The 20022-nt window shown below is 31.5% G+C and carries 21 protein-coding genes and 1 pseudogene; 6 read left to right on the top strand and 16 right to left on the bottom strand.

Features of this window, described 5'->3' with window-relative positions:
* Window positions 1–81: 81 nt before the first annotated feature.
* Together B6K90_RS08135 and B6K90_RS08140 are read right to left on the bottom strand one after the other, a co-directional pair.
* Entirely contained in the window at window positions 82–1539 is a 1458-nt protein-coding gene (locus B6K90_RS08135; RefSeq protein WP_088012232.1) for a sensor histidine kinase, read from the bottom strand.
* Window positions 1536–2225: a response regulator transcription factor gene (locus B6K90_RS08140; protein ID WP_088012233.1), complete on the bottom strand. Its 690-nt coding sequence runs from the start codon at window positions 2223–2225 to the stop codon at window positions 1536–1538. The genes B6K90_RS08135 and B6K90_RS08140 overlap by 4 nt, the downstream gene beginning before the upstream one ends.
* 257 nt (window positions 2226–2482) lie before the next feature.
* Between B6K90_RS08140 and B6K90_RS08145 the strand changes: the two genes are divergently transcribed.
* Window positions 2483–2815 (top strand): hypothetical protein, encoded by a 333-nt coding sequence (locus tag B6K90_RS08145; protein WP_088012234.1) that lies wholly within the window; start codon window positions 2483–2485, stop codon window positions 2813–2815.
* A 51-nt stretch (window positions 2816–2866) separates the two neighbouring features.
* Here B6K90_RS08145 and B6K90_RS08150 read toward each other — a convergent pair whose 3' ends face one another.
* On the bottom strand, window positions 2867–3712 hold the full coding sequence (locus B6K90_RS08150; protein WP_088012235.1) for a class I SAM-dependent methyltransferase: 846 nt from the start codon (window positions 3710–3712) through the stop codon (window positions 2867–2869).
* Between the two features lie 81 nt (window positions 3713–3793).
* Entirely contained in the window at window positions 3794–4513 is a 720-nt protein-coding gene (locus tag B6K90_RS08155; RefSeq protein WP_088012236.1) for a toast rack family protein, read from the bottom strand.
* 275 nt (window positions 4514–4788) lie between these two features.
* On the opposite strand from B6K90_RS08155, the gene B6K90_RS08160 reads away from it, so the two are divergent.
* A complete protein-coding gene (locus tag B6K90_RS08160) occupies window positions 4789–6231 on the top strand; it encodes a flavin monoamine oxidase family protein (protein WP_088012237.1) in 1443 nt (480 codons plus the stop codon).
* 145 nt (window positions 6232–6376) lie between these two features.
* On the opposite strand, the gene B6K90_RS08165 is transcribed toward B6K90_RS08160, so the two are convergent.
* From B6K90_RS08165 to B6K90_RS08180, 4 genes are all read right to left on the bottom strand, one after another.
* Window positions 6377–6880 carry a GNAT family N-acetyltransferase gene (locus B6K90_RS08165; protein WP_088012238.1) on the bottom strand — a complete coding sequence of 168 codons (504 nt, stop codon included), beginning with the start codon at window positions 6878–6880 and terminating at the stop codon, window positions 6377–6379.
* A 22-nt stretch (window positions 6881–6902) separates the two neighbouring features.
* Window positions 6903–7472, bottom strand: coding sequence for a nucleotidyltransferase domain-containing protein (locus tag B6K90_RS08170; RefSeq protein ID WP_088012239.1), 570 nt, complete (start codon window positions 7470–7472; stop codon window positions 6903–6905).
* A gap of 61 nt (window positions 7473–7533) precedes the next feature.
* On the bottom strand, window positions 7534–7797 hold the full coding sequence (locus B6K90_RS08175; RefSeq protein WP_088037623.1) for a hypothetical protein: 264 nt from the start codon (window positions 7795–7797) through the stop codon (window positions 7534–7536).
* Between the two features lies 1 nt (window position 7798).
* A complete protein-coding gene (locus B6K90_RS08180) occupies window positions 7799–9049 on the bottom strand; it encodes a helix-turn-helix domain-containing protein (protein ID WP_088012241.1) in 1251 nt (416 codons plus the stop codon).
* 452 nt (window positions 9050–9501) lie between these two features.
* Between B6K90_RS08180 and B6K90_RS08185 the strand changes: the two genes are divergently transcribed.
* Window positions 9502–9999 (top strand): hypothetical protein, encoded by a 498-nt coding sequence (locus B6K90_RS08185; RefSeq protein ID WP_088012242.1) that lies wholly within the window; start codon window positions 9502–9504, stop codon window positions 9997–9999.
* 247 nt (window positions 10000–10246) lie between these two features.
* Here the strand turns inward: B6K90_RS08185 and B6K90_RS08190 are convergent, their stop codons facing one another.
* The 4 genes from B6K90_RS08190 to B6K90_RS08205 form a co-directional block, all read right to left on the bottom strand.
* Window positions 10247–10708, bottom strand: coding sequence for a hypothetical protein (locus B6K90_RS08190; protein WP_088012243.1), 462 nt, complete (start codon window positions 10706–10708; stop codon window positions 10247–10249).
* 66 nt (window positions 10709–10774) lie between these two features.
* Window positions 10775–11062, bottom strand: a complete 288-nt coding sequence (locus B6K90_RS08195) for a hypothetical protein (RefSeq protein ID WP_088012244.1) — start codon at window positions 11060–11062, stop codon at window positions 10775–10777.
* A 247-nt stretch (window positions 11063–11309) separates the two neighbouring features.
* Window positions 11310–12029: a YebC/PmpR family DNA-binding transcriptional regulator gene (locus B6K90_RS08200; protein WP_088012245.1), complete on the bottom strand. Its 720-nt coding sequence runs from the start codon at window positions 12027–12029 to the stop codon at window positions 11310–11312.
* Between the two features lie 189 nt (window positions 12030–12218).
* A complete protein-coding gene (locus B6K90_RS08205; protein ID WP_088012246.1) occupies window positions 12219–12671 on the bottom strand; it encodes a hypothetical protein in 453 nt (150 codons plus the stop codon).
* A 253-nt stretch (window positions 12672–12924) separates the two neighbouring features.
* Here B6K90_RS08205 and B6K90_RS08210 point away from each other — a divergent pair, with 253 nt between their 5' ends.
* On the top strand, window positions 12925–13446 hold the full coding sequence (locus tag B6K90_RS08210; protein ID WP_088012332.1) for a cupin domain-containing protein: 522 nt from the start codon (window positions 12925–12927) through the stop codon (window positions 13444–13446).
* Window positions 13447–13657: 211 nt separating this feature from the next.
* On the opposite strand, the gene B6K90_RS08215 is transcribed toward B6K90_RS08210, so the two are convergent.
* Complete coding sequence (locus tag B6K90_RS08215) at window positions 13658–14185, bottom strand: SH3 domain-containing protein (protein ID WP_235821750.1); 528 nt, start codon at window positions 14183–14185, stop codon at window positions 13658–13660.
* 197 nt (window positions 14186–14382) lie between these two features.
* On the opposite strand from B6K90_RS08215, the pseudogene B6K90_RS08220 reads away from it, so the two are divergent.
* Window positions 14383–15945 (top strand): annotated as a pseudogene (locus B6K90_RS08220) (catalase); the annotation flags it as partial.
* 217 nt (window positions 15946–16162) lie between these two features.
* Window positions 16163–16597 (top strand): SRPBCC domain-containing protein, encoded by a 435-nt coding sequence (locus B6K90_RS08225; RefSeq protein WP_088012248.1) that lies wholly within the window; start codon window positions 16163–16165, stop codon window positions 16595–16597.
* A gap of 173 nt (window positions 16598–16770) precedes the next feature.
* Here B6K90_RS08225 and pbfA read toward each other — a convergent pair whose 3' ends face one another.
* Genes pbfA through phnW form a run of 3 tightly spaced genes read right to left on the bottom strand, consistent with a single transcriptional unit; the run spans window position 16771 to window position 20020 of the window.
* A complete protein-coding gene (pbfA, locus tag B6K90_RS08230) occupies window positions 16771–18123 on the bottom strand; it encodes a (R)-1-hydroxy-2-aminoethylphosphonate ammonia-lyase (RefSeq protein WP_088012249.1) in 1353 nt (450 codons plus the stop codon).
* Window positions 18117–18929, bottom strand: a complete 813-nt coding sequence (gene phnX / locus B6K90_RS08235; RefSeq protein WP_088012250.1) for a phosphonoacetaldehyde hydrolase — start codon at window positions 18927–18929, stop codon at window positions 18117–18119. The genes pbfA and phnX overlap by 7 nt, the downstream gene beginning before the upstream one ends.
* On the bottom strand, window positions 18926–20020 hold the full coding sequence (phnW, locus tag B6K90_RS08240; protein ID WP_088012251.1) for a 2-aminoethylphosphonate--pyruvate transaminase: 1095 nt from the start codon (window positions 20018–20020) through the stop codon (window positions 18926–18928). The genes phnX and phnW overlap by 4 nt, the downstream gene beginning before the upstream one ends.
* Window positions 20021–20022 lie beyond the last annotated feature (2 nt).

Genomic DNA, 20022 nt, shown 5'->3' on the forward strand with positions numbered 1-20022 from the left:
CTCTCCTATTTTCGTACAAATTTTATGATACGTTTAGGATGTTTCAATTTTTAACATATCATGTTTCCAATTTGTAAACTTTTACTTCACTAAAGGAAATGTAATGATAAAATTTGATCCGCTACCTTCAACTGATTCAACGTGAATCGTACCATTTTGCTTTTCAATTAAATCTTTTGTTAATGCTAGCCCTAAACCCGATCCCCCAGATTGACGAGAACGATCCTTATTTACAGTAAAAAATGGTTCAAATATTTTATCCACTAATTCCGAAGAAATACCTATTCCCGTATCTGATATATTGATAATTAAACTATTATTTTCAATCTTATTAGAAACGCTTATCTCACCATTTGGTTTATTATATTTAATGGCATTATCTAATAAATTCATAATGATTAATGTAAAACTTTCTTTATCAATAAGAATAGTTGCATGTTCAAAACTTGTTTGGATTGATAAGTCAAACTTGGTCATTTTCCCTTTCATTCTTAAACATATATCTTCTAAAAGAGAATATACATCTACTTTTTCTTTTACAATTTCAAAATCATATTTCTCAAGTTCTGCTAGCTTTAATATTTTTTCAACCATATCGTAAAGTCGAAGTGATTCTTTCCCAATATTACTAATTGCCTCTTCTAATAATTTTGGATCATCTGAGTACATATCTAATAAATCAATATAAGCCCTAATTACTGTCAGAGGGGTTTTAAATTCATGAGTAATCGATCCAATAAATTGCTTTTGTTGTTTTTCTAAAATTTTAAGCTTTTCAACAGCTAATTGAAGATTTTCTTTCTCTTGTTGAATGCCTTTTATGTTATTTTGAATTTCATTACTCATGTAGTAGATTGCTTGGCTTAAATAACCTAACTCATCTTTTCGACTTAAAATAGAGCGTTCTGGATAGTTTCCTAATTTAATTTCTTCCGTTACTTTTCTAAGTTTTAAAATACTCATAACAAGTGAATTAAAAAAGAAATAGCCAATAATAAAACTAAGAATTGTAGTCACTAAACCAATTTTAATAAACAGATTAATTGTATTATCATAAAACTTCTGATTATTAATTAATGAATAATCGAACTGAACAACCCCAATTTGTTTATTAGCATTATAAATTGGTGCAAAATAAGATAATGTTTCACGGCTCTCCTGATATGCAATTTTACCTTTTAACGCATAACTTAAGGTATCTCCTACATCTCTTGTAGATTCTAAAGGAAGAGAATCTCCTACAACTTTTCCAGACATATTAAAAATTGTGACGTGAAGACTAGTAATGATTCCAATCTGTCTAGCGATTTCCCGACCATATAGTTTAAAAAAATCTTGAGGATTTTCGGATGTTTGACTTAAATAAACTTGCTTTACATATACATTTGCTAATTTACTTTGCCTAGCAAGTGTTTCTTCAGTTTGTTTTTGCTGATTTTGTTTAATCCCCTGCAAGACTAATATACTTAATACAATGACAGTTCCGATTAATAACACGGCTAAAAATAAGCTCGACTTAACTTTAATACTCAGTTTCATTTATTTTCACTAGATATCTTATATCCGACTCCAAAAACAGTTTGAATTAAATGTTGATAAGAATTACCTAACTTTTTACGTAAACGTTGTATATGAATATCGACAGTTCTCGTTCCACCGATATACTCCATCCCCCACACTAAATCTAATAATTCATCTCTGCTAAAAATTCGGTCCATATTTGAAATTAATAAAACAAGGAGATCGAATTCTTTAGGGGTTAATTCTATATTTGATCCATCAACTGTAACTTTCCTTTGAGCAGGGATTACTTGTAGCTTATTAATTAAATAGATTTTTTTATCATCAGGTGTTGATTGTTTTTTTAATCTTCGGAGCAAAGATCTTGTTCTAGCAAGTAATTCCCTAATATCAAACGGTTTTGTTATATAGTCGTCAGCTCCAAACTCTAATCCTAAAACTCGATCAATAATATCATCCTTAGCTGTAAGTAATATAATGCCAAGTCCTTCTTTATTTCCTATTTGCTTACATAAGTCCAAACCGTTCATTACAGGCATCATAATATCCGAGATTAGAATATCTGGATTAAAATCTGGAATCTTATCTAATGCCTCTCTTCCGTTAAATGCGCTTTCTACGATAAACCCTTCTCTACGAAATGCGTAAGTTAATGGGTCTACAATACTTTTTTCATCATCTACAATTAATACTTTCCCTTGCAATTACCTCACCTAAATTCACATGTTTTATTTTTATTTAACTGAAACTTTATTTTTAAATATTAATATTTTCCTTAGGAAAAATTATAGATGGCTCTTTACTGAATTACTAAACGTTTTTTATATAAATGCAAAAAATTTACATCTTTGAAACATCTTGTTCTTTTTTTATTCTTTGTTCTATTAAATAGTTTGGACAATATTCTAGTACTTTATCTGAAATCATACATTAAGTAATGAGTACAAATGGGAGGGATTCCATGGATCATTACCATATTCGCAATATGCAAGATACATGTAAAAAATATAAGTACTGCCATGTAGTGTTTCAAACTTCTGAAAGAGCTTTATTAGAAGGGATTTTATTAGATAACAACTCGAGTAGCGCGGACTTACTTGTCCCAGAAGACCTTGCCGCACCTGAATCGCGTTTTTTTGAAGTAAGACAAAATGGGGGAGAGACTTTTAGTCCTAGATACCGAATATATAAAAAAGTCACTGTCCCACTTGCTTCAGTTGTAACAATATACTTGTATCCATATTACTACCCAAGTTATCCATATATTTATCAAAGAAATTATCATCCGCAATAGTAAAAAAAGCATCTAGTAAAATAGATGCTTTTTGATTTTGGTTATCAAATTTTATTCCGCTACAAATGCAAATATCGATAAAGGTTTGATTTCATTAGAGGTAATTGACTCTTCTAGGATTTTTACTTCTGATTGTATCAGTCCATTTAATTTACTTGGCATATTATCAATGTTATTGAGTTCCAAATTGATATCTATCAAAGTCTTATTAACTTCCCATTTACCGTCCTGTAATTTTGGAGAGAATATAGATGTTTCATTCATTATGTTCCATCCTGAAGCTTCACAAATATTTTTAATATCATTTGGAGTAAGAAGTGTGCGAATGTTTGATTCACTATTTTGTTTAAATGACTCATACTGAGCCTGAATTAAAATAGATAATAAATGTGGGTACTGTTCAATTGAGCTAATTCTTGTATCCCATTCCGCAAAGCATAATTTTTTGCCCCATTTTTTAATCTTTTTTAAAACAGCAATAAATTCTTCATGTGATTTTAAGTACCAAGAACAATGAGACATAACAATAAAATCAAACTCATTTTCATGAAATTCAACAGTTGGTGATAATATGTCAAATTCAAACTCCATTTTTAATTGTTTACCTAATTTTGATTGCAATAAGAAGTCTGCTGAATCTCCTAATGAAATTGGACTTCCGTATGTTGGTGGGCCAATATCGATTCCATGAACTAATCCATTTTCCCCGACAATATATGCTAAAACGGCAGTCGTATCTCCTTGCCCACAGCCAATTTCTAATACTTTACTTCCTTTTTCTATATTCCAAAACTCAACTAATTTAAAACGATGTTCAGTTTGAATTCTTTGTATACCTGACAAATCATTACCTGATGCCATACAATCAATAACAGATTCAACTGCATTTTTTAGCATTGAATTCCTCCTTAGACGATAAAGTCTTATTAAACTATTTTTCTATTACTTGTTTCTATTACTTGTTCAAATTGATTTATATTAATCTAATTTAAAGTTTACCTCTCCTACACCTATATCCATATTTATTGTTAATTTTACATCGGCGTTTTCGTATGCCTCATTAACATAAACACCGTTACCTTTCGAAATTAAATCGATTACATTTGCTTTGCCAATCCCCTTATCTAAATTTACCTTTACTCCTACATCTGAAGGTAATACGATAGTCGTTTTCCCGACCCCTGTATCAATATTTGCTTCAAAGCTTTTATTCCAGCTTCCACCTAAATTAACATTAAGCTCTCCGACTCCAGCCTCGATCTCTACTTCATTTAAATTCAATCCACGTAAATCAAGATTTGTTTTTGACGCGCCTGTATTAACATCTAAATTAATCGGAACTTTATTCGAAAGCTTCAAATTCCACTCATTCTTTAATTTACCAATTTTCACGTTTGGAAAATGCTTTTTAGATTGATCTATTCTAACTTCTCCTGTGGAATCTTTAAGTTTATATGATACATCTGGATTAAAATATTTATTGTTATATTCGATTGATCCTTCTACCCATTTTTTTGTACCTTTTGAAACGTTCATTACTCCGGCACCTAAATCTAAACTAACATCCAATTTTTTAGCTTTATCTTGATGAATAGAAACCGTTTCTTCTTTTACCTTTCCATTGTTAAAAACTCCGCAACCAGTAAGAACGAATACTGAGCTAATAATTAATAATGCTGAAATAAATAATTTTTTCATTTTTTAACCTCCAATTAAGAACTTCTAATAATCTCATTTTATGGAAATTAAAAAATCTAGATAACATCCTGTAGTATCAATCCGTCTAAGACCAAAGTATGAAAGGAAATAGACGAGTTACCCATTAATAACTATTAGATTATTTGACAGAATTCTCCTTTAATTGTTTTAAAAAAACTCCTTAAACTGACTATTCCTTCAAATTCAAATCAATTACATACGTTTTCATGAATGCGAATAAAATGTAATGAATGAATTATAAAGGAGGAGAATCTATGATAAGTTCTCCACTAACAACTGATCAAATGGTTACAATTATTCATAACGGCCTTAGAAAAACTGAATTCTCCAAAAAAGTAGTTATTGTAGGCGCAGGAATGGCTGGATTGACTGCAGCTTCATTATTAAAAGATGCAGGGCATCATGTTACAATTATCGAAGCAAATGATCGAATTGGGGGTCGTGCTTATACTTTGCGTGCTCCGTTTAGTGATGGTCTATATTTAAATGCTGGTCCATTACGAATCCCAAATGTCCATCATTTGACTTTAGAATATATTAGGAAATTCAATTTGCCAGTAAATGAGTTTATTAATGAAACGCAAAACGATATCATATTTGCCAATGGAATAAAAACTAATCAAATTAATTATAAAAGCAATCCCGACTTATTAAACTATCCAGTAGCACCAAACGAAAAAGGAAAAACGTCTGATGTGTTATTGGATCAAACATTACGGCCATTTATCAATTTTATTAATCAAAATCCATTAACTAATTGGGAAATAGTCGAAAAAAATTATGGTAATATTTCATTTGGTTCTTTTTTAAATTCGTACTTTTCAGTTGGTGCAGTCGATATGATTGGTGTGCTCCTTGATTTCGAAGCATTTATGGGGATGTCTTTTTTAGAAGTATTAAGAGAACAGATCGCTTTTAAATCAGCAACAAAATTTTATGAAATAACAGGTGGAATGGATCTATTACCAAAGGCATTCCTTCCTCAATTAAAGGATAATCTAATATTAAATCAAAAACTGACGAAAATTATTCAAAATGGTAATACTTTAACAATCCAAACAACTGACAATAAAACCTCTGACTATTACACAATGAACGCAGAAATTGCCATCATAGCTATACCATTTTCACTCTTAAGATTTGTGGAAATTGAACCATTCCATTCAATTTCCTATTCCAAACGTAAAGCCATTCGAGAAATTAACTACCTATCCGCAACTAAAATTGGAATTGAGTTTAAAAGTAGATTTTGGGAGAGATACGGTCAATTCGGTGGAATGTCTACTACCGATTTGCCAACTAGACTTTCAATCTACCCTAGTGTTGGAATTGGTAAACCTGGTCCCGCTGTTGTGAATGCAAGCTATACGTGGGCAGATGAGGCGCTAACCTTGAGTAGTTTAACTGAGGAAGAGCGTATTCAATATGCTTTACGGGATTTGTCTAAGATTTGGGGGAACCAAGTCTATTCTGAATATGTAACCGGAACGTCCTTTAGCTGGAGTCAAAATCCGTTTTCTGTTGGGGCCTTTACATTTTTTGAACCTGGGCAAGAAGAAGAACTAAATTCATCTATTTCCAGCCCTGAAGGTAGGCTGCACTTTGCAGGGGAGCATACTTCTCGTTCTCATGCTTGGATACAGGGTGCTATTGAATCTGGAATACGGGCTGCAAATGAGGTTAATAGTATATACTAAACTACTAAAAATTAAGAAAAACCGGGTATTCACTGCCCGGTCCAATTTTAATCTAACGAATATGAATTAGTGTACACCATATTTTATTTTAAGGTCTGTTCAATCTGGCCAAACGAAATCTAATTTCGGCAATTACTATCTATTATTATTGAATCGGACCACCTGGCCTAAATCGACACATCATAATTTCATCAACAAATCGGCCATTTGCTTTTATATTCCCTCTTTTAACTCCCTCAACTCTAAACCCAAACTTTTCATATAACGCTTGTGCCTTAGGATTTGTCTCTAATACTCCTAGCTCTACTCTTTCTAACATTAGCCAATGATCTGCCAAATCTAATACTTTCGTAAGCAACGCTTTTCCAATTCCTTTATTATGGTGATTTCCATCAGTAGCGATAAATAAATCTCCTACATGAGATCTACGACCCGTTCTTTGCACTAAACCAACTAACCCTACCACATCTCCATTACATTCTGCGACATATTCAAATTCGTTTGCTTGTAAGTTTCTAATTCTATTTTCCATCATATCTATTCGCATACTAGGTAAAAATATCATATAAGGAAAAACATTTTCTTGGGTGCATATACGATGAAGTGCTTTAGCATCATTTATTTCTACTGGTCTAATCAATACTTCCATCAATGCTCACTCCTACAACTTTTTATATTAAATCTTCAAGCCATTTATGATTAGGATGATGTATCGAGATTGCTTTATGTAACCATGTTTTTTGGTCAAAGGTTAAATAATCTTTCACGTTTTTAAAGTCCTGGTTGTCCTTTTCTCTTGTATTTCTAACCTTATATAAAAGCACTATTTCTGGATTCAAGTACGGAATACCTTCATTTGAAACACTATAAAGTGATTTATATTTACAATTAATTGATTCATCTCTTCTAAACTTCCAATCACTTAACTCAATTTCATTTAATAAAACTTCTAATTCATCATTTGTCTTATCATTTTTGCCATGTATTTCATGAATAGGTAGTTCTAAATATTCATTCTCCCAAATTGATAATTCCCCTTTAACGACTTTATTAAACGTCCAATTCAGTAAATATTCTTTAAGACAAAGTTGATCCTTACGCGCAATGGCGATTTCAATATCATGATGATTTCTCGTTTGTTTTTGTAAGAAAAGGTCAATCGCCCATCCGCCAGCTATATACCAGCCTTTATTAAAATCCTTCATTAGATTATTTATTTTATAACATTGTTCAAAAGACATAGATTACTTACCTCCTAATTAAAAAAGTACCACACTAAATGTATGATACTTAATTTTAAAATTACCGAGTTCTTATAAATAATAATTTCTCTACCTTAGGATGAATTGGTTCATCAACATATGAACGATTTGATCGATCAAATGGTTGAAATCCTTCATCTGTAGATACACTTGGGTCAACATCGTCCGAAAAAAGTTGTGTTCCTGAGTCATTTGAAACAATTGAAGTCTCCGAACCATCAGAAACTAAATTTGGACTATAATTAATAGATAGTACAGTCAACAAACACACTATTGTTATAATGTTGGATAGTCTTTTCAGCATGTTATTTCCTGCTTTCGATTATTTTTAATAGAGTGCTATTGTATTCTTTATATAACTTGTTTTGTTTTTCTAACGATTCGTGCTTTTCATAGTAATCTGCAACAATATCATAATATTTAATTAATTTTTCATGGTCATTGGTTTGAACCCATAATGGCAATCCAACTTCACGTAAATATGTCACTAAATTTGCTTCATCCTTTTTTGCTTCTAGTAATAAAACCTTCATTCGAATATAGGATGGACTATTTTTATCTTTTATTTTACTTAGATTCTTACATAACAACTCAGTAGCAGTCTCATAGTCATTTATAATCAACATATTATTCGCTATATTTGAAATGACTAAAAAATACTCTTCAGTATCCTCTTGTATATTAGATAAATATTCTTGATAATACTTTATTGCTTTTTTATGTTGATTAGAATGATAGTATAAATAGCCTAAATTATGTAAAGCACTCATATGAATTGTTTTATCACTTAATATGACAGAGGAATCTAGAATTTCAATTAGAAATTGCTCAGCTCGGTCTAAAAATTTGCTCTTTATTAATTGAAGTGAAAGTAACATTTTGGCATCGAGAATCCGTTTAATATTATTATTTTGTAGAAAAATAGGAATTGCCTTATTACAAAAATACATTGATAAGGAAGTCTGATTTATAAAGCTATATACTAAAGCTCTATAGAAGCAATATTCCTGAAAATCTATTTCAAGGTTTGGTGTAATTTCTTGAACTTCATCCATTACGAGAAGTGAGTCATTATATCTTTTTACTTTTATGAAATATATTGATAGTGTAAACAAATATTTTATCGTTTCATATTGGGAAAATTTCTTCATTTTTGCCTCAAGTTGTTTCCATTTTTTCTTTGACATTTTAAGATCTTCGATAAAAATATAATATCTCCAAATTGTAATACAAAAATCATTTGATATATTAGTATAATTTACACTTTCCTCTTTACCAATCAATTCTTCAAACAGCATTTTACTAGAATCATAGTCAGCTCGTTCTATCGAATTCCATAATCGTTTAAGTTGACCAGTCACTTCATCTATAATATCATTTTCATCTATTTCAACTCGCATCTTTTTTAAGAGCAATTCAATCGTTTCTATACCAGCCTCTTTTGTACCGTTTTCAATTTTACTTAAATGCGAAACAGAACATATTCCTTCACATAATTTCTCCTGGGTCCATCCTAATTTCTTTCGATGATGAAAGATCATCATGCCATAATCCATAATAAAATCTCCTGTTCACCATTATTTAAAATAGATATATTTATATGACTAGTAACTAATAATTTCCTATATTAATATTTTTAATTTTCTCTTAATAATTAAATTTTATTAGATTTTACGACACATTAATATACTTTTTCGATATTTTTCAGACAAATTATATTCAAAAAATTTTCCCAATACAAAAAAGTCAAACAGAATGGTATGATTTTAATACAAGCAATTAAACGATACTAACGATCAATAACTTCATTAGTATTTTTTAAATGCACCCCCATTTAATAACCAGTTTTAAAGCAAGATGTAATCATTACATCTTGCGATTTTTTTGATTACAGCCATTTTTTTCTATAAATAATTTAAATATAGTTTTAAGTTTTCAAGTCACCAAGTGATTTAACCAAATCAAGCTAGTTATCTTCCAAATTAATTTATACTTTTAGAGGTCCCATATGGCTAAAAAACTACTTACTTTATATTTGGTAATTTTTGGAATAATTGTCATTATTATATTAACATTAAATCTATCTATTGAAAAAGAAAAACAGAAGAGATTGGACGATGAAGCGTCTACAGAACTAATAATTGAACAAAATGTTCAAAACTCTGTAAGAAACTACATTACAGCATTAAAGTGGAAAGATATTGAGATTTATAACTCTGTTGTAGTAGATTCTTTAAAAATCAGCAATCACTCTTACTACTTTACTAAGATAATGTCTAACGTAATTGATGCAAAATTCATCGGTGATAATTTATCTGTTATCCATTTAAAAAAGAAAGATCATAAAGCTACGGTACATATAAAATATGAAATAACATTTGTTGACGGGATAAAACCTGAAGGTAATTATAAAAACGGTAGGAATTTATGTAATGTAAAATTAGATCTTGTTAAACGAAAAAATAAATGGGTCATTTCAAGTATTTATGATTTAAAAGTTATCTAAAAATTAACGTTCTCAATAAAGACCGTGATAAATGTAGAAAGTCCACTAAGTAATCATTTTCCTTGTGGTTTTTTTATGTATTTAATCTTTTCGTCCTTCTTATTCTTAATCTCCACATTATGTTCGCTTAGCAAAAAATTAATACAAAAAAGGGGTCTCAAAAGTACTCTGACTTTGAGACCTCCTTTTTAAGTCGTCTGTAATTTCTTCTCAAATCAATTAGTCTAATTACTATAACAAATAGTAATTAAATTGTTTCTAAATCTTTCAGCAACAAATCTCTACTTTCTTCAAACTTTACATCTTTTACATATTCATACGCTTTAGTTTTAGCAGCTAAGCTTTCCGGAGACTGATTTAGTTTTGCATACGCTCTTGATAAAGCCTCATATGCATATGCTATGTAGAACGGCTCTACTTCGGCTTCTATACTAATCTTGACACATTTTTTTGCATAATCTAAAGCTGTTTCTCCATGCCCTATAACAGCATACACTCGTGATAATTGCCAATATCCAATCGATATGTTTCTTGGTGTATGATTCTCTACTTTTGTCCAATGCCAAAAAGAGCTATGACATAAATGAACCATCTCTTCTGTTTCACTTTGTGATCTGTTTTCTAATTCAAGTAAATCCCACACTTTATTAAAACACGAAGCAGCAAGCTCCTTATGTGTAAAGCTATTTTGTTTAATCGTCTCTTCCATAATTTACTCCTCCATAAATAAAATCAAGAATATGTATTACCTCAAATCTAGGAATGTACAATCATTTTACTCACATTCCGAGTTTGATTCAGCATCACAGGTAGCTAGGGACTCATTGCCTGTTGAGCTATTTTTAATTTGGATAACTGCATTTCTTCGTTGCTCTTCTAACTTCAATCCTTTTTCGCCAACGGATTGTTCATAATAGTTTATCTCTTGATTTTGTCGCTCATCAGCACTAGCGTTAAAGCTCATTAAAATACCTACTGGAGTTGCTAAAACTAACAAAAATACACCAATTCTTAGAGCCGCGTACTTAAATGCTTTGTACCCGTTTTTTAATAATTTCTCCATATGTATAGATCTCCTCAAATTGAATATAATATTCGATAATTTCTAAGCAAATCTTGATTAACAATACTATTCTCTGTAATATTCATATTTTCCTGTCTTCCACTTATGGATCATAAAAATTCTATGAGCAATCATGATCAAGTCCTTCTTATAGAAAATAAAAAACGCCTCCATACAGATGAAAATTAATTCACCTATACGAACGCGCTTATCTTAATTTATTATGTTTTTTTGCTTTTTAAATTAATTATTCACCTAAGTCTACATTGTGGTAAACTCGTTGAACATCTTCTAAGTCTTCAAGAACATCTAGCATTTTTTCAAATTTAGCTAGTCCGTCTTCTGGAAGTGTTACATCACTTTGTGCTAACATTGTTAGTTCAGCTACAGTAAATTCTGTAATACCTGCGTTTTTAAATGCTTCTTGCATTGCATAGAACTGATCTTGATCAGCGTAAACAATTACAGCTTCATCTTCTTCTAAAATATCGCGAACATCAACTTCTGCTTCCATTAAAATTTCTAGCACTTCATCAGATGTTTTACCTTCAAGTCCAATTACCGCCGTTGCATCGAACATATATGATACTGAACCCGTTACCCCAAGATTACCGCCATTTTTGCTAAATGCAGCACGAACCTCTGCAGCTGTTCGATTTACATTATTAGTAAGTGCGTCAACAATTACCATTGATCCATTTGGTCCGAAACCTTCGTAACGAAGTTCATCAAAGCTTTCTTCAGAACCACCTTTTGCTTTTTCAATCGCACGATCAACAATATGCTTTGGTACACTATACGTTTTCGCACGCTCAAGTACAACTTTTAAAGCTTGGTTTGATTCTGGATCTGGCTCGCCTTGCTTCGCTGCTACATATATTTCACGTCCAAACTTTGCATAAATACGACTAGTATTTGCATCTTTTGAAGCTTTCTTCTCTTTAATATTATTCCATTTACGACCCATCTTGTTCCACTCTCTTTCAACTTTGAATCTACGATTAATTTACTATGTATTTGACCTTCTCTTCAATAACTAAAAAGTTCCATATTACTAAAGAATAGCCAAACTTTCACCATTTAACATTATACCTCATTTACACTTTTTTTCGAAATTAATCGTTACTAAAATTAGTGGAAATAAAAAACATTATTTTTATACAACCTTTACTTTTATCAAATAAGTAAAATAATTATTACCCTTCCAAATACCTTTTACTTCATATATTCTTTCCCCTTTTTTCGATCCAAGTTGAAAAGAGTAATTTCCGTAATTATCTATATTTTGGTCATAAATATATGATTTTTTAGTCCCAGTGTGCTCTAATATTTCAACGTTTTCGGGTTGTTCCGAAAAATAAATCTTTAAAAGCTCCCCTTCGAAAGCTTGAATAGCTACTTCTTTTTTTATATTTTTATATGTGCAATTTGTTGATTTATCTTTATCTAATAATTTTCCCCAAGAATAATTTGCTATTTTATAAGGAATTGTTTTATCTGCTAGCTCAAATTTAACTTCTGGTTTTTCATCTTTAGATAAAATAGTTTGGTTAACAATGAGCGAAATCGTAAAAATCGCCACTAAATATAATATTCCTTTTTTAAACATCGAACTTCCGCTCCATATTTTTTCATTTAATAAGTTTAATTTAATCTATTTCAATTAAATTGTATATCGGGAAAATTCTGTACTTTTTTTAAACATCTTATTAAATATTTTAGAATATTCTATTCAATTAAAAAAGATATTTCCCAATATATTTTTCATAAAAATTAACAAAAATTAAGGTAACATGGGATGAGTAGTAATGGGCAATTTATTAATAGAAAGGATTGATAAAATGTTTAAAAGGATTGATAAAATGTTTAACAATAATCCAGAATATTGGATTTCTAAACTTGGACTAGAAGCACATCCAGAGGGGGGATATTACAAATCTACCTATCAATCAAAGGAGCAAATTTCTGATCGTGAATTAACCGTAAATTATGATGATCATAGATTGCTTTATACTAGTATTTATTTTTTGCTACAATCACATGATATTTCACATTTTCACAGATTAAAGTCTGATGAATTATGGTATTTCCATGCAGGTAGTTCATTAACGATTCATGTTATCCATGAGAAAGGTCAATATGAAGAAATAAAATTAGGCCTTAATTTAGAAAATGGAGAAGTTCCTCAATATTTAGTACCGAAAAATTCAATTTTCGGTTCATCAGTTATGGAAGAAAATACTTTTTCATTAGTTGGATGTATGGTTTCACCCGGATTTGATTTTAAAGATTTCGAATTATTTACACAAGACCAATTACATAATAAATACCCTGAACATAAAGAGATTATTAATAAGTTAGCTTATAAGGTACTTCCTAATTAAAAAAAGTGAACTTTTTTAGCTCACTTTTTTTTGGGGGAATATGGTAATGAAACAACTAATTCAGGGTTAAGGTAATCTTTTTTTGATTCTTGCTATTTACCTGCTTTGCTGCAGATCTGACTTTATTTACACTTTATCTGTTTAAAAATTAAAGTTCTGATTCTTTTTTTCTACTATACGAAAGTGAGCTAAAAGCTCACTTCCTCTTTTTTTACTTCATATTTAAATAACTAGTACTAGCAAATCCTTTTTTACCATTGTAAGAAACGATTGCCCAATTATAATCAATTTGAGTTTTCCCTTCAGTCTGATAGCCAAGGAAACTAACTTTTGCACCTTTAGGAATTACCGTAAGGATTTTGTTTTTAGTACTAGGACCGCTACGTAAATTTAAATTAGCTTTTGTTGTAACAGTAGTTGGTACTTTTTGTAAGTATTTAGTACTTACATAAGCTATACCATTTTTAGTAGTTGTTGTTTTAATTTGTGCCCAGCTAGCATTATAGAATTTTACAATCTCAATTTGATCTTTCTTTCTTAATGTATCTACTACTTTTGAGCTTGTATTTGGAGCACTTCGTACGTTTAATACACTTGCAGTTACCTCATATACACTAATCGGAGCATTTAAAACCGCTGCACTAGCATGTGTTGGCACCGTTGCTACACCATTTGAAAATAATAATGCGCTAGATAAGGCCATAGTTGATACAAAAGCTTTTAATAACTTTTTCTTCAATTTAAATTCCTCCTCTCATTTTACATCTCAATAATATTGAATCAATGTTTCAAAATTAGTCATGAGATGTATCCAAATTGTAAACTTTTAAAATGGATTGATTCGATACAACTTACAGGAAAAATTTGCATATCGTTCCAAATTTATGGACATTCTAAATTTTGAATTTGTATGAATGGGGGAAAATTATGGATAATCAAGGAAACAATGAAGAAATATTGACGAATCGGCAAGGCCATCCTGTAACTGATAATCAAAATGTAAGAACCGTTGGTAATCGGGGACCAACAACTTTAGAAAACTATGACTTTCTTGAAAAAATCTCTCATTTTGACCGTGAACGAATTCCAGAACGTGTTGTGCATGCTCGTGGAGCTGGAGCACAAGGATATTTTGAGGCATATGGAAAAGTAGGCGATCACGCAATTTCTAAATATACTAGAGCAAAATTATTTCAAGAGAAGGGGAAAAAAACACCTGTGTATGTTCGATTTTCCACAGTTGTAGGTGGTGGACATTCTCCTGAAACTTTACGTGATCCACGTGGTTTTGCTACAAAGTTTTATACTGAAGATGGAAACTGGGATTTAGTAGGTAATAATTTAAAAATCTTTTTTATTCGTGATCCTTTGAAATTTCCAGATATGGTTCACTCTTTTAAACCGGATCCAGTAACGAACCTTCCTGATCCTGAAAGAATGTTTGACTTTCTTCATCTAACACCAGAATCCACTCATATGGTTACATTTATCTTTTCACCATGGGGAATTCCAGCAAACTATCGACAAATGCAAGGATCTGGTGTTAACACATATAAGTGGGTAAACAAAGATGGCGAGGCAGTTCTTATTAAATACCACTGGGAACCGCTAAAACAAGGAATAAAAAATCTATCACAACAAGAAGCAAATGAAATCCAATCTACTAATTATAATCATGCAACTCAAGATCTTTACGAGGCTATTGAGAAAGGCGACTATCCAGAATGGGAATTATGTGTACAAATCATGAGTGATGATGAGCATCCAGAGCTTGATTTTGATCCACTTGATCCTACAAAACTATGGGATCCAGAAAAGTTTCCTTTTTTACCAGTTGGAAAAATGGTATTAAACAAAAATCCAGAAAACTATTTTGCAGAAGTGGAACAAATTGCATTTGGGACAGGTGTATTAGTTGACGGACTCGATTTTTCAGATGATAAATTACTTCAAGGCCGTACTTTTTCGTATTCAGATACACAACGATATCGAGTTGGGACAAATTACTTACAATTACCAGTTAATTCACCCAAAAATCATGTAGCGACAAATCAACGTGATGGGCAAATGGAATATAAAGTTGACGCGGCGCCAGGTCAAAACCCACATGTGAACTATGAACCTTCATCACTAGGTGGATTAAAAGCAGCACCAAAGAATGGAAAAGATCATGAACCTACGTACAATAATAAGTTAGTACGCCAAAAAATAGATCGACCTAATGACTTTATCCAAGCTGGTAATACTTACCGTGCTTTCGACGAAACTGAAAAAAGCGAATTAATTTCAAATTTAGTAGATGCACTAAAAGTATGTAAGCCACATATTCAAGAAACGATGGTTGGTTATTTTACAAAAGCTGATGAAGAATACGGACGCAGAGTGCGCGAAGGTTTAGAAAAAGCCAAGAGTAATCGAACTGAACACACTAGTACAGAAGCAGCTGATGTCGCGTCTGACAAAGCCAAAAATATGGGCCATGAATCAGACCGATATTAAATGTATGAATTGGGATAGGCAGACGCCTATCCTTTTTTAGGTTATTATCAAAAATACGGACAAATAGTTAATTTATTGATAAAGTTTTAAACTTTGTTTATATCATTATCTGAATATTAAGACTAAATATTCACAATTAAAAGATAAAAGTTTAAAATAAGTTAGTAAGGACAAAGATGATACATATTAAATTAATTGAAAGTGGGCTGATATTTAAATGAATAATGTAACTAAATTTAATATTTTCAAACCAGCAAAAGACATATTCGAGGCATTTGTTGATCCAACTAAAATAGGTAACTTTTGGTTTTCTTCTAGCTCTGAACGATGGGAAGAAGGAAAAGTCATTACTTTAAAATACGATCTTTACAATGCAGAAGGTAAAATAAATATTATCGAGGTTGAGGAAAATAAGAAGATTGTATTTGCTTGGGGACCTACAGTAGAAGGAAATATCGTAACAATTACATTAAATGAACAAGATCAAAATAACACAATTATTGAAGTCGTGGAAGAAGGCTTTAATGAAAGCGACCCACAATATGTTCATCATTTAATCGATAATAAAGAAGGCTGGGTATTTATGCTTAGCTGCTTAAAATGTTATTTAGAATTTGGCGTAACTAAGCTAAGAGGCGGTTTAGTGAAATAATTCTAAAAGTAATGCGGTAGACTGTGGGGTGTCTCATAAGTTAGGTTAACTGACTCATGAGTGCTCCCTATTTTATTTGCAATTCTTAAGACTTTATATGTCGCTACTCATTGTTCCATCATAAAAAAGTGTAGCTAAACTCATACGTTGAATATTAGCTACACTTTTTTAAATTAACTAAATCTTTTCAACCCTTCTTCAAGAAGGGCCACAGCAAACTCTAACTCGTTTTTTATAACAATTAAAGGTGGATGCCATGTTATGCAATTGCCTCCCGAAAGCTTAAAAGAAAGCCCATTATTTAAACAAAAATATAGAATTTTTTCGGCTAATAAATCATTCTTTTCCTTAGTTTCACGAGACTTAACTAACTCAATAGAAATCAATAATCCAGCAACTCGAATATCGCCAATCTTCTCATACTGTTCGTAAAGTTCAACTAGCTTTGTTTTTACGAATTCAGATTGTACTCGGCAATTCTCTTCCAAGTTGTAATCATCAATATAATCAATTGTTGAACAAATCGCTGCACAGCCTAATGCCGGTTTCTCATGTGTATAATGACCTAGTGATATTTCTTTGGCAACATCGTATTTTGTACGAGTTAGTACAGCCGCTTGAGGTATTAGCGCTCCACCTAGACCTTTTCCAAGAACTAAAATATCAGGCTCGATCTCAAAGTTTTGATGAACATAAAATGTTCCACTTCTCATTAAAGCTGTCGGAACTTCGTCAAATATTAATAGAATTTCATGTCGATCACATATTTCTCTTAGTCTCTTAAAATAAGATTTTGGTGGAATATGTGTATCAGTTGCCCGAATTGGTTCTAATAAAATAGCGCCAATTTCTCCTTCATGCTCAATCATATATTCAATATGGTCTAAGCAAAAATTCGCAATTTCTTCATGAGAGTCACTTTTTAATAGATTACGATATCCATTAAAAGGAATTGCTTTTAAAGTACCGGGCATAAGAGGGCCCATATCCTTTTTAAAAACATATTCTCCGCCTACTGAAATCGCATCTAATCCAGCTCCATGGAATGATTCCCACATCGAAATGACTTTATGACGTCCAGTCACTTTTCGCGCAATTTTAAGTGCTAAACCAACAGCTGCACTACCAGATGGAGTAAATAAGACTTTGTAATCTTTTGAAGTTGTTTTATTTACTAGTTTATTAGCTGCCTTAATGATAATCTCAGCTGTAAACCTTCTTGGAATAAATGGAAGTTCATCAACTTGTTGTTTGATTGCTTCAATTACATATGGATTTTTATATCCAACTTGATGTGAACTATTTCCATGAAAATCTAAATATTTATTCCCATTCACATCAATTAGATAACTTCCACTAGCATCGACTATTCCATTAAGACAAGGCGTAGACATTGATTGTCTTACAAAGACCCGCTCATCCTCTTGAATGACTTCTTTACTAATTTGATTTAATTGATCCATCCATTCCATGCGAAGAGGACTTGAGTTAATGTCACCTTCTCTTTTCAAATGATTTTTTAGCATTTTACTTTCTTACCTTCTAAAATTAGATCATTTATTTTTTCAATTAACATAGGTAATTCACTCATCGTTTTAATCGTGAAGTCTGCACCATTTTGTCTAAATGATTGTTGAGTTTTTGAAATGATTGCTTCTTTCTCACTATCTGTTAAACTATTAAACTCTTCTAAACTTAGTCCCATTTCTGAACTTCCGATAATGACACCGACAGACCAAACACCTGCATTAATTCCTTCTTTAATATCCGAAATTGTATCGCCTACTTTCACTACTTTCCATGGAACTGTTAACTTTAATGCTTCCATGTTACGGTAAATCATATATGGATACGGTCTACCAAATGAATTTGTATCGTCAGGTGTAATATAGAAGTCTGGATAATAGCCTTTTGTCTCAGCATTTGGAACGACTACATCCATCATTTTATTTGTGTATCCTGTTGTTGAACCTATTTTAAGACCTTGATTTCTTAATTCCTGCACTACTTCGATGACTCCTGGAATCGGATCTGCATAGTCAGATAGCGAAGACATTAGAGCTGGCTCAAAGTTTGCATAAAGTATATTCACATCTTGCTCATTGAATGGTCTCTCATATTTTTCAATCCAAAGGTTAGAAATTCTTGGCATTGAAAGCATTTCACGGATATGATCGATTTTTAGCATTCCCATTGGTGCTCGAGCTTCTTCCATTGTTACTTCAATTCCGGCATTTTTAAAAATATCGATAAACACATTTACTGGCGCAAAACATCCGAAGTCAACTGTTGTACCTGCCCAATCTAAAATAATCCCTTCAACTTTATTCATTTTGTCACCACTCCCATATATTCTTCGATAATATTACATAAACTTTGAATATCTTCTTCATAAATTTCTCCAATATTTCCTACACGGAATGTATCAGCATCAGTTAGCTTGCCAGGATAAATGACATATCCTTTTTCCTTTACGAAGTAATAGAAGTTTTCAAAGCTAAACTGTTCACTTGGAAATAAGAACGTTGTAATAATTGGCGATTGATTTTCCTCAGTAATATAAGCATGAATTCCAACTTCTTTCAGTCTCATTCTTAACAAGCGGTTATTATTTAGATAACGATCAAATCTAGCTGAAATGCCACCTTCTTCAATCAATTCATCTATCGCTTTTGAAAATGCTGCAACAACATGTGTCGGAGAAGTAAATCTCCATTTACCATCTTTGTCCATTTCTTTCCATTGATCAAATAAATCTAAAGATAAACTTCGAGCAATTCCCTCACATTGAACAAGCTTTTCTAGTTTTGCGATAACAAACCCAAATCCTGGTACACCTTGAATACATTTATTAGCACTACTAATTAAGTAATCAATTTCCAGTTTTTGTACATCAATTTCGATACCACCAAAGCTACTCATTGCATCAATAATTAGCGTTTTATTAAACTCTTTTGAAAGTTCGGCTACCGTTTCAATAGGATTTAAAATACCAGTTGTTGTTTCGCAATGAACCATTACGATGTGAGTAATAGCTTGATCTTTTTCAATAATGTCTCTTAACTCTTCTTCTTTAGGCAACTCATCATATGCAATGCTATATTGAACGAAATTAAGCCCAATATACTTAGCCATTTTTACAATACGTTCACCATAAGCTCCATTCGTTACAATCAATACTTTGTCATTTTTTGAGATTGTTGAACTAATAACTGATTCAACTGCAAATGTACCACTACCTTGCATTAAAACAACTGTATAATCTTCTTCTGATGCGTTTGCCAACTCTAAAAGTTGCGCTCTAATTTTTTGTGTTATTTTTTTGTAATCATTTTCCCAAGTACATCGGTCAAAGAGCATTTCTTCTTTGACCGTACTTGTTGTTGTTAATGGACCTGGTGTTAGTAATTTATAATTTTTCATGA

This window comes from Gottfriedia acidiceleris, from assembly GCF_002128425.1.
Classification (GTDB): domain Bacteria; phylum Bacillota; class Bacilli; order Bacillales; family Bacillaceae_G; genus Gottfriedia; species Gottfriedia acidiceleris.

What these genes read in the sequence shown, in the direction of transcription:
- B6K90_RS08160 (WP_088012237.1), top strand. Translation starts at nt 4,789, where the DNA reads ATGATAAGTTCTCCACTAACAACTGATCAAATGGTTACAATTATTCAT.
- pbfA (WP_088012249.1), bottom strand. Translation starts at nt 18,123, where the DNA reads ATGCTAAAAAATCATTTGAAAAGAGAAGGTGACATTAACTCAAGTCCT.
- B6K90_RS08165 (WP_088012238.1), bottom strand. Translation starts at nt 6,880, where the DNA reads ATGGAAGTATTGATTAGACCAGTAGAAATAAATGATGCTAAAGCACTT.
- B6K90_RS08210 (WP_088012332.1), top strand. Translation starts at nt 12,925, where the DNA reads ATGTTTAACAATAATCCAGAATATTGGATTTCTAAACTTGGACTAGAA.
- B6K90_RS08225 (WP_088012248.1), top strand. Translation starts at nt 16,163, where the DNA reads ATGAATAATGTAACTAAATTTAATATTTTCAAACCAGCAAAAGACATA.
- B6K90_RS08135 (WP_088012232.1), bottom strand. Translation starts at nt 1,539, where the DNA reads ATGAAACTGAGTATTAAAGTTAAGTCGAGCTTATTTTTAGCCGTGTTA.
- B6K90_RS08155 (WP_088012236.1), bottom strand. Translation starts at nt 4,513, where the DNA reads ATGAAAAAATTATTTATTTCAGCATTATTAATTATTAGCTCAGTATTC.
- B6K90_RS08190 (WP_088012243.1), bottom strand. Translation starts at nt 10,708, where the DNA reads ATGGAAGAGACGATTAAACAAAATAGCTTTACACATAAGGAGCTTGCT.
- B6K90_RS08205 (WP_088012246.1), bottom strand. Translation starts at nt 12,671, where the DNA reads ATGTTTAAAAAAGGAATATTATATTTAGTGGCGATTTTTACGATTTCG.
- B6K90_RS08175 (WP_088037623.1), bottom strand. Translation starts at nt 7,797, where the DNA reads ATGCTGAAAAGACTATCCAACATTATAACAATAGTGTGTTTGTTGACT.
- B6K90_RS08170 (WP_088012239.1), bottom strand. Translation starts at nt 7,472, where the DNA reads ATGTCTTTTGAACAATGTTATAAAATAAATAATCTAATGAAGGATTTT.
- B6K90_RS08150 (WP_088012235.1), bottom strand. Translation starts at nt 3,712, where the DNA reads ATGCTAAAAAATGCAGTTGAATCTGTTATTGATTGTATGGCATCAGGT.
- phnX (WP_088012250.1), bottom strand. Translation starts at nt 18,929, where the DNA reads ATGAATAAAGTTGAAGGGATTATTTTAGATTGGGCAGGTACAACAGTT.
- B6K90_RS08145 (WP_088012234.1), top strand. Translation starts at nt 2,483, where the DNA reads ATGGATCATTACCATATTCGCAATATGCAAGATACATGTAAAAAATAT.
- B6K90_RS08180 (WP_088012241.1), bottom strand. Translation starts at nt 9,049, where the DNA reads ATGGATTATGGCATGATGATCTTTCATCATCGAAAGAAATTAGGATGG.
- B6K90_RS08185 (WP_088012242.1), top strand. Translation starts at nt 9,502, where the DNA reads ATGGCTAAAAAACTACTTACTTTATATTTGGTAATTTTTGGAATAATT.
- B6K90_RS08200 (WP_088012245.1), bottom strand. Translation starts at nt 12,029, where the DNA reads ATGGGTCGTAAATGGAATAATATTAAAGAGAAGAAAGCTTCAAAAGAT.
- phnW (WP_088012251.1), bottom strand. Translation starts at nt 20,020, where the DNA reads ATGAAAAATTATAAATTACTAACACCAGGTCCATTAACAACAACAAGT.
- B6K90_RS08195 (WP_088012244.1), bottom strand. Translation starts at nt 11,062, where the DNA reads ATGGAGAAATTATTAAAAAACGGGTACAAAGCATTTAAGTACGCGGCT.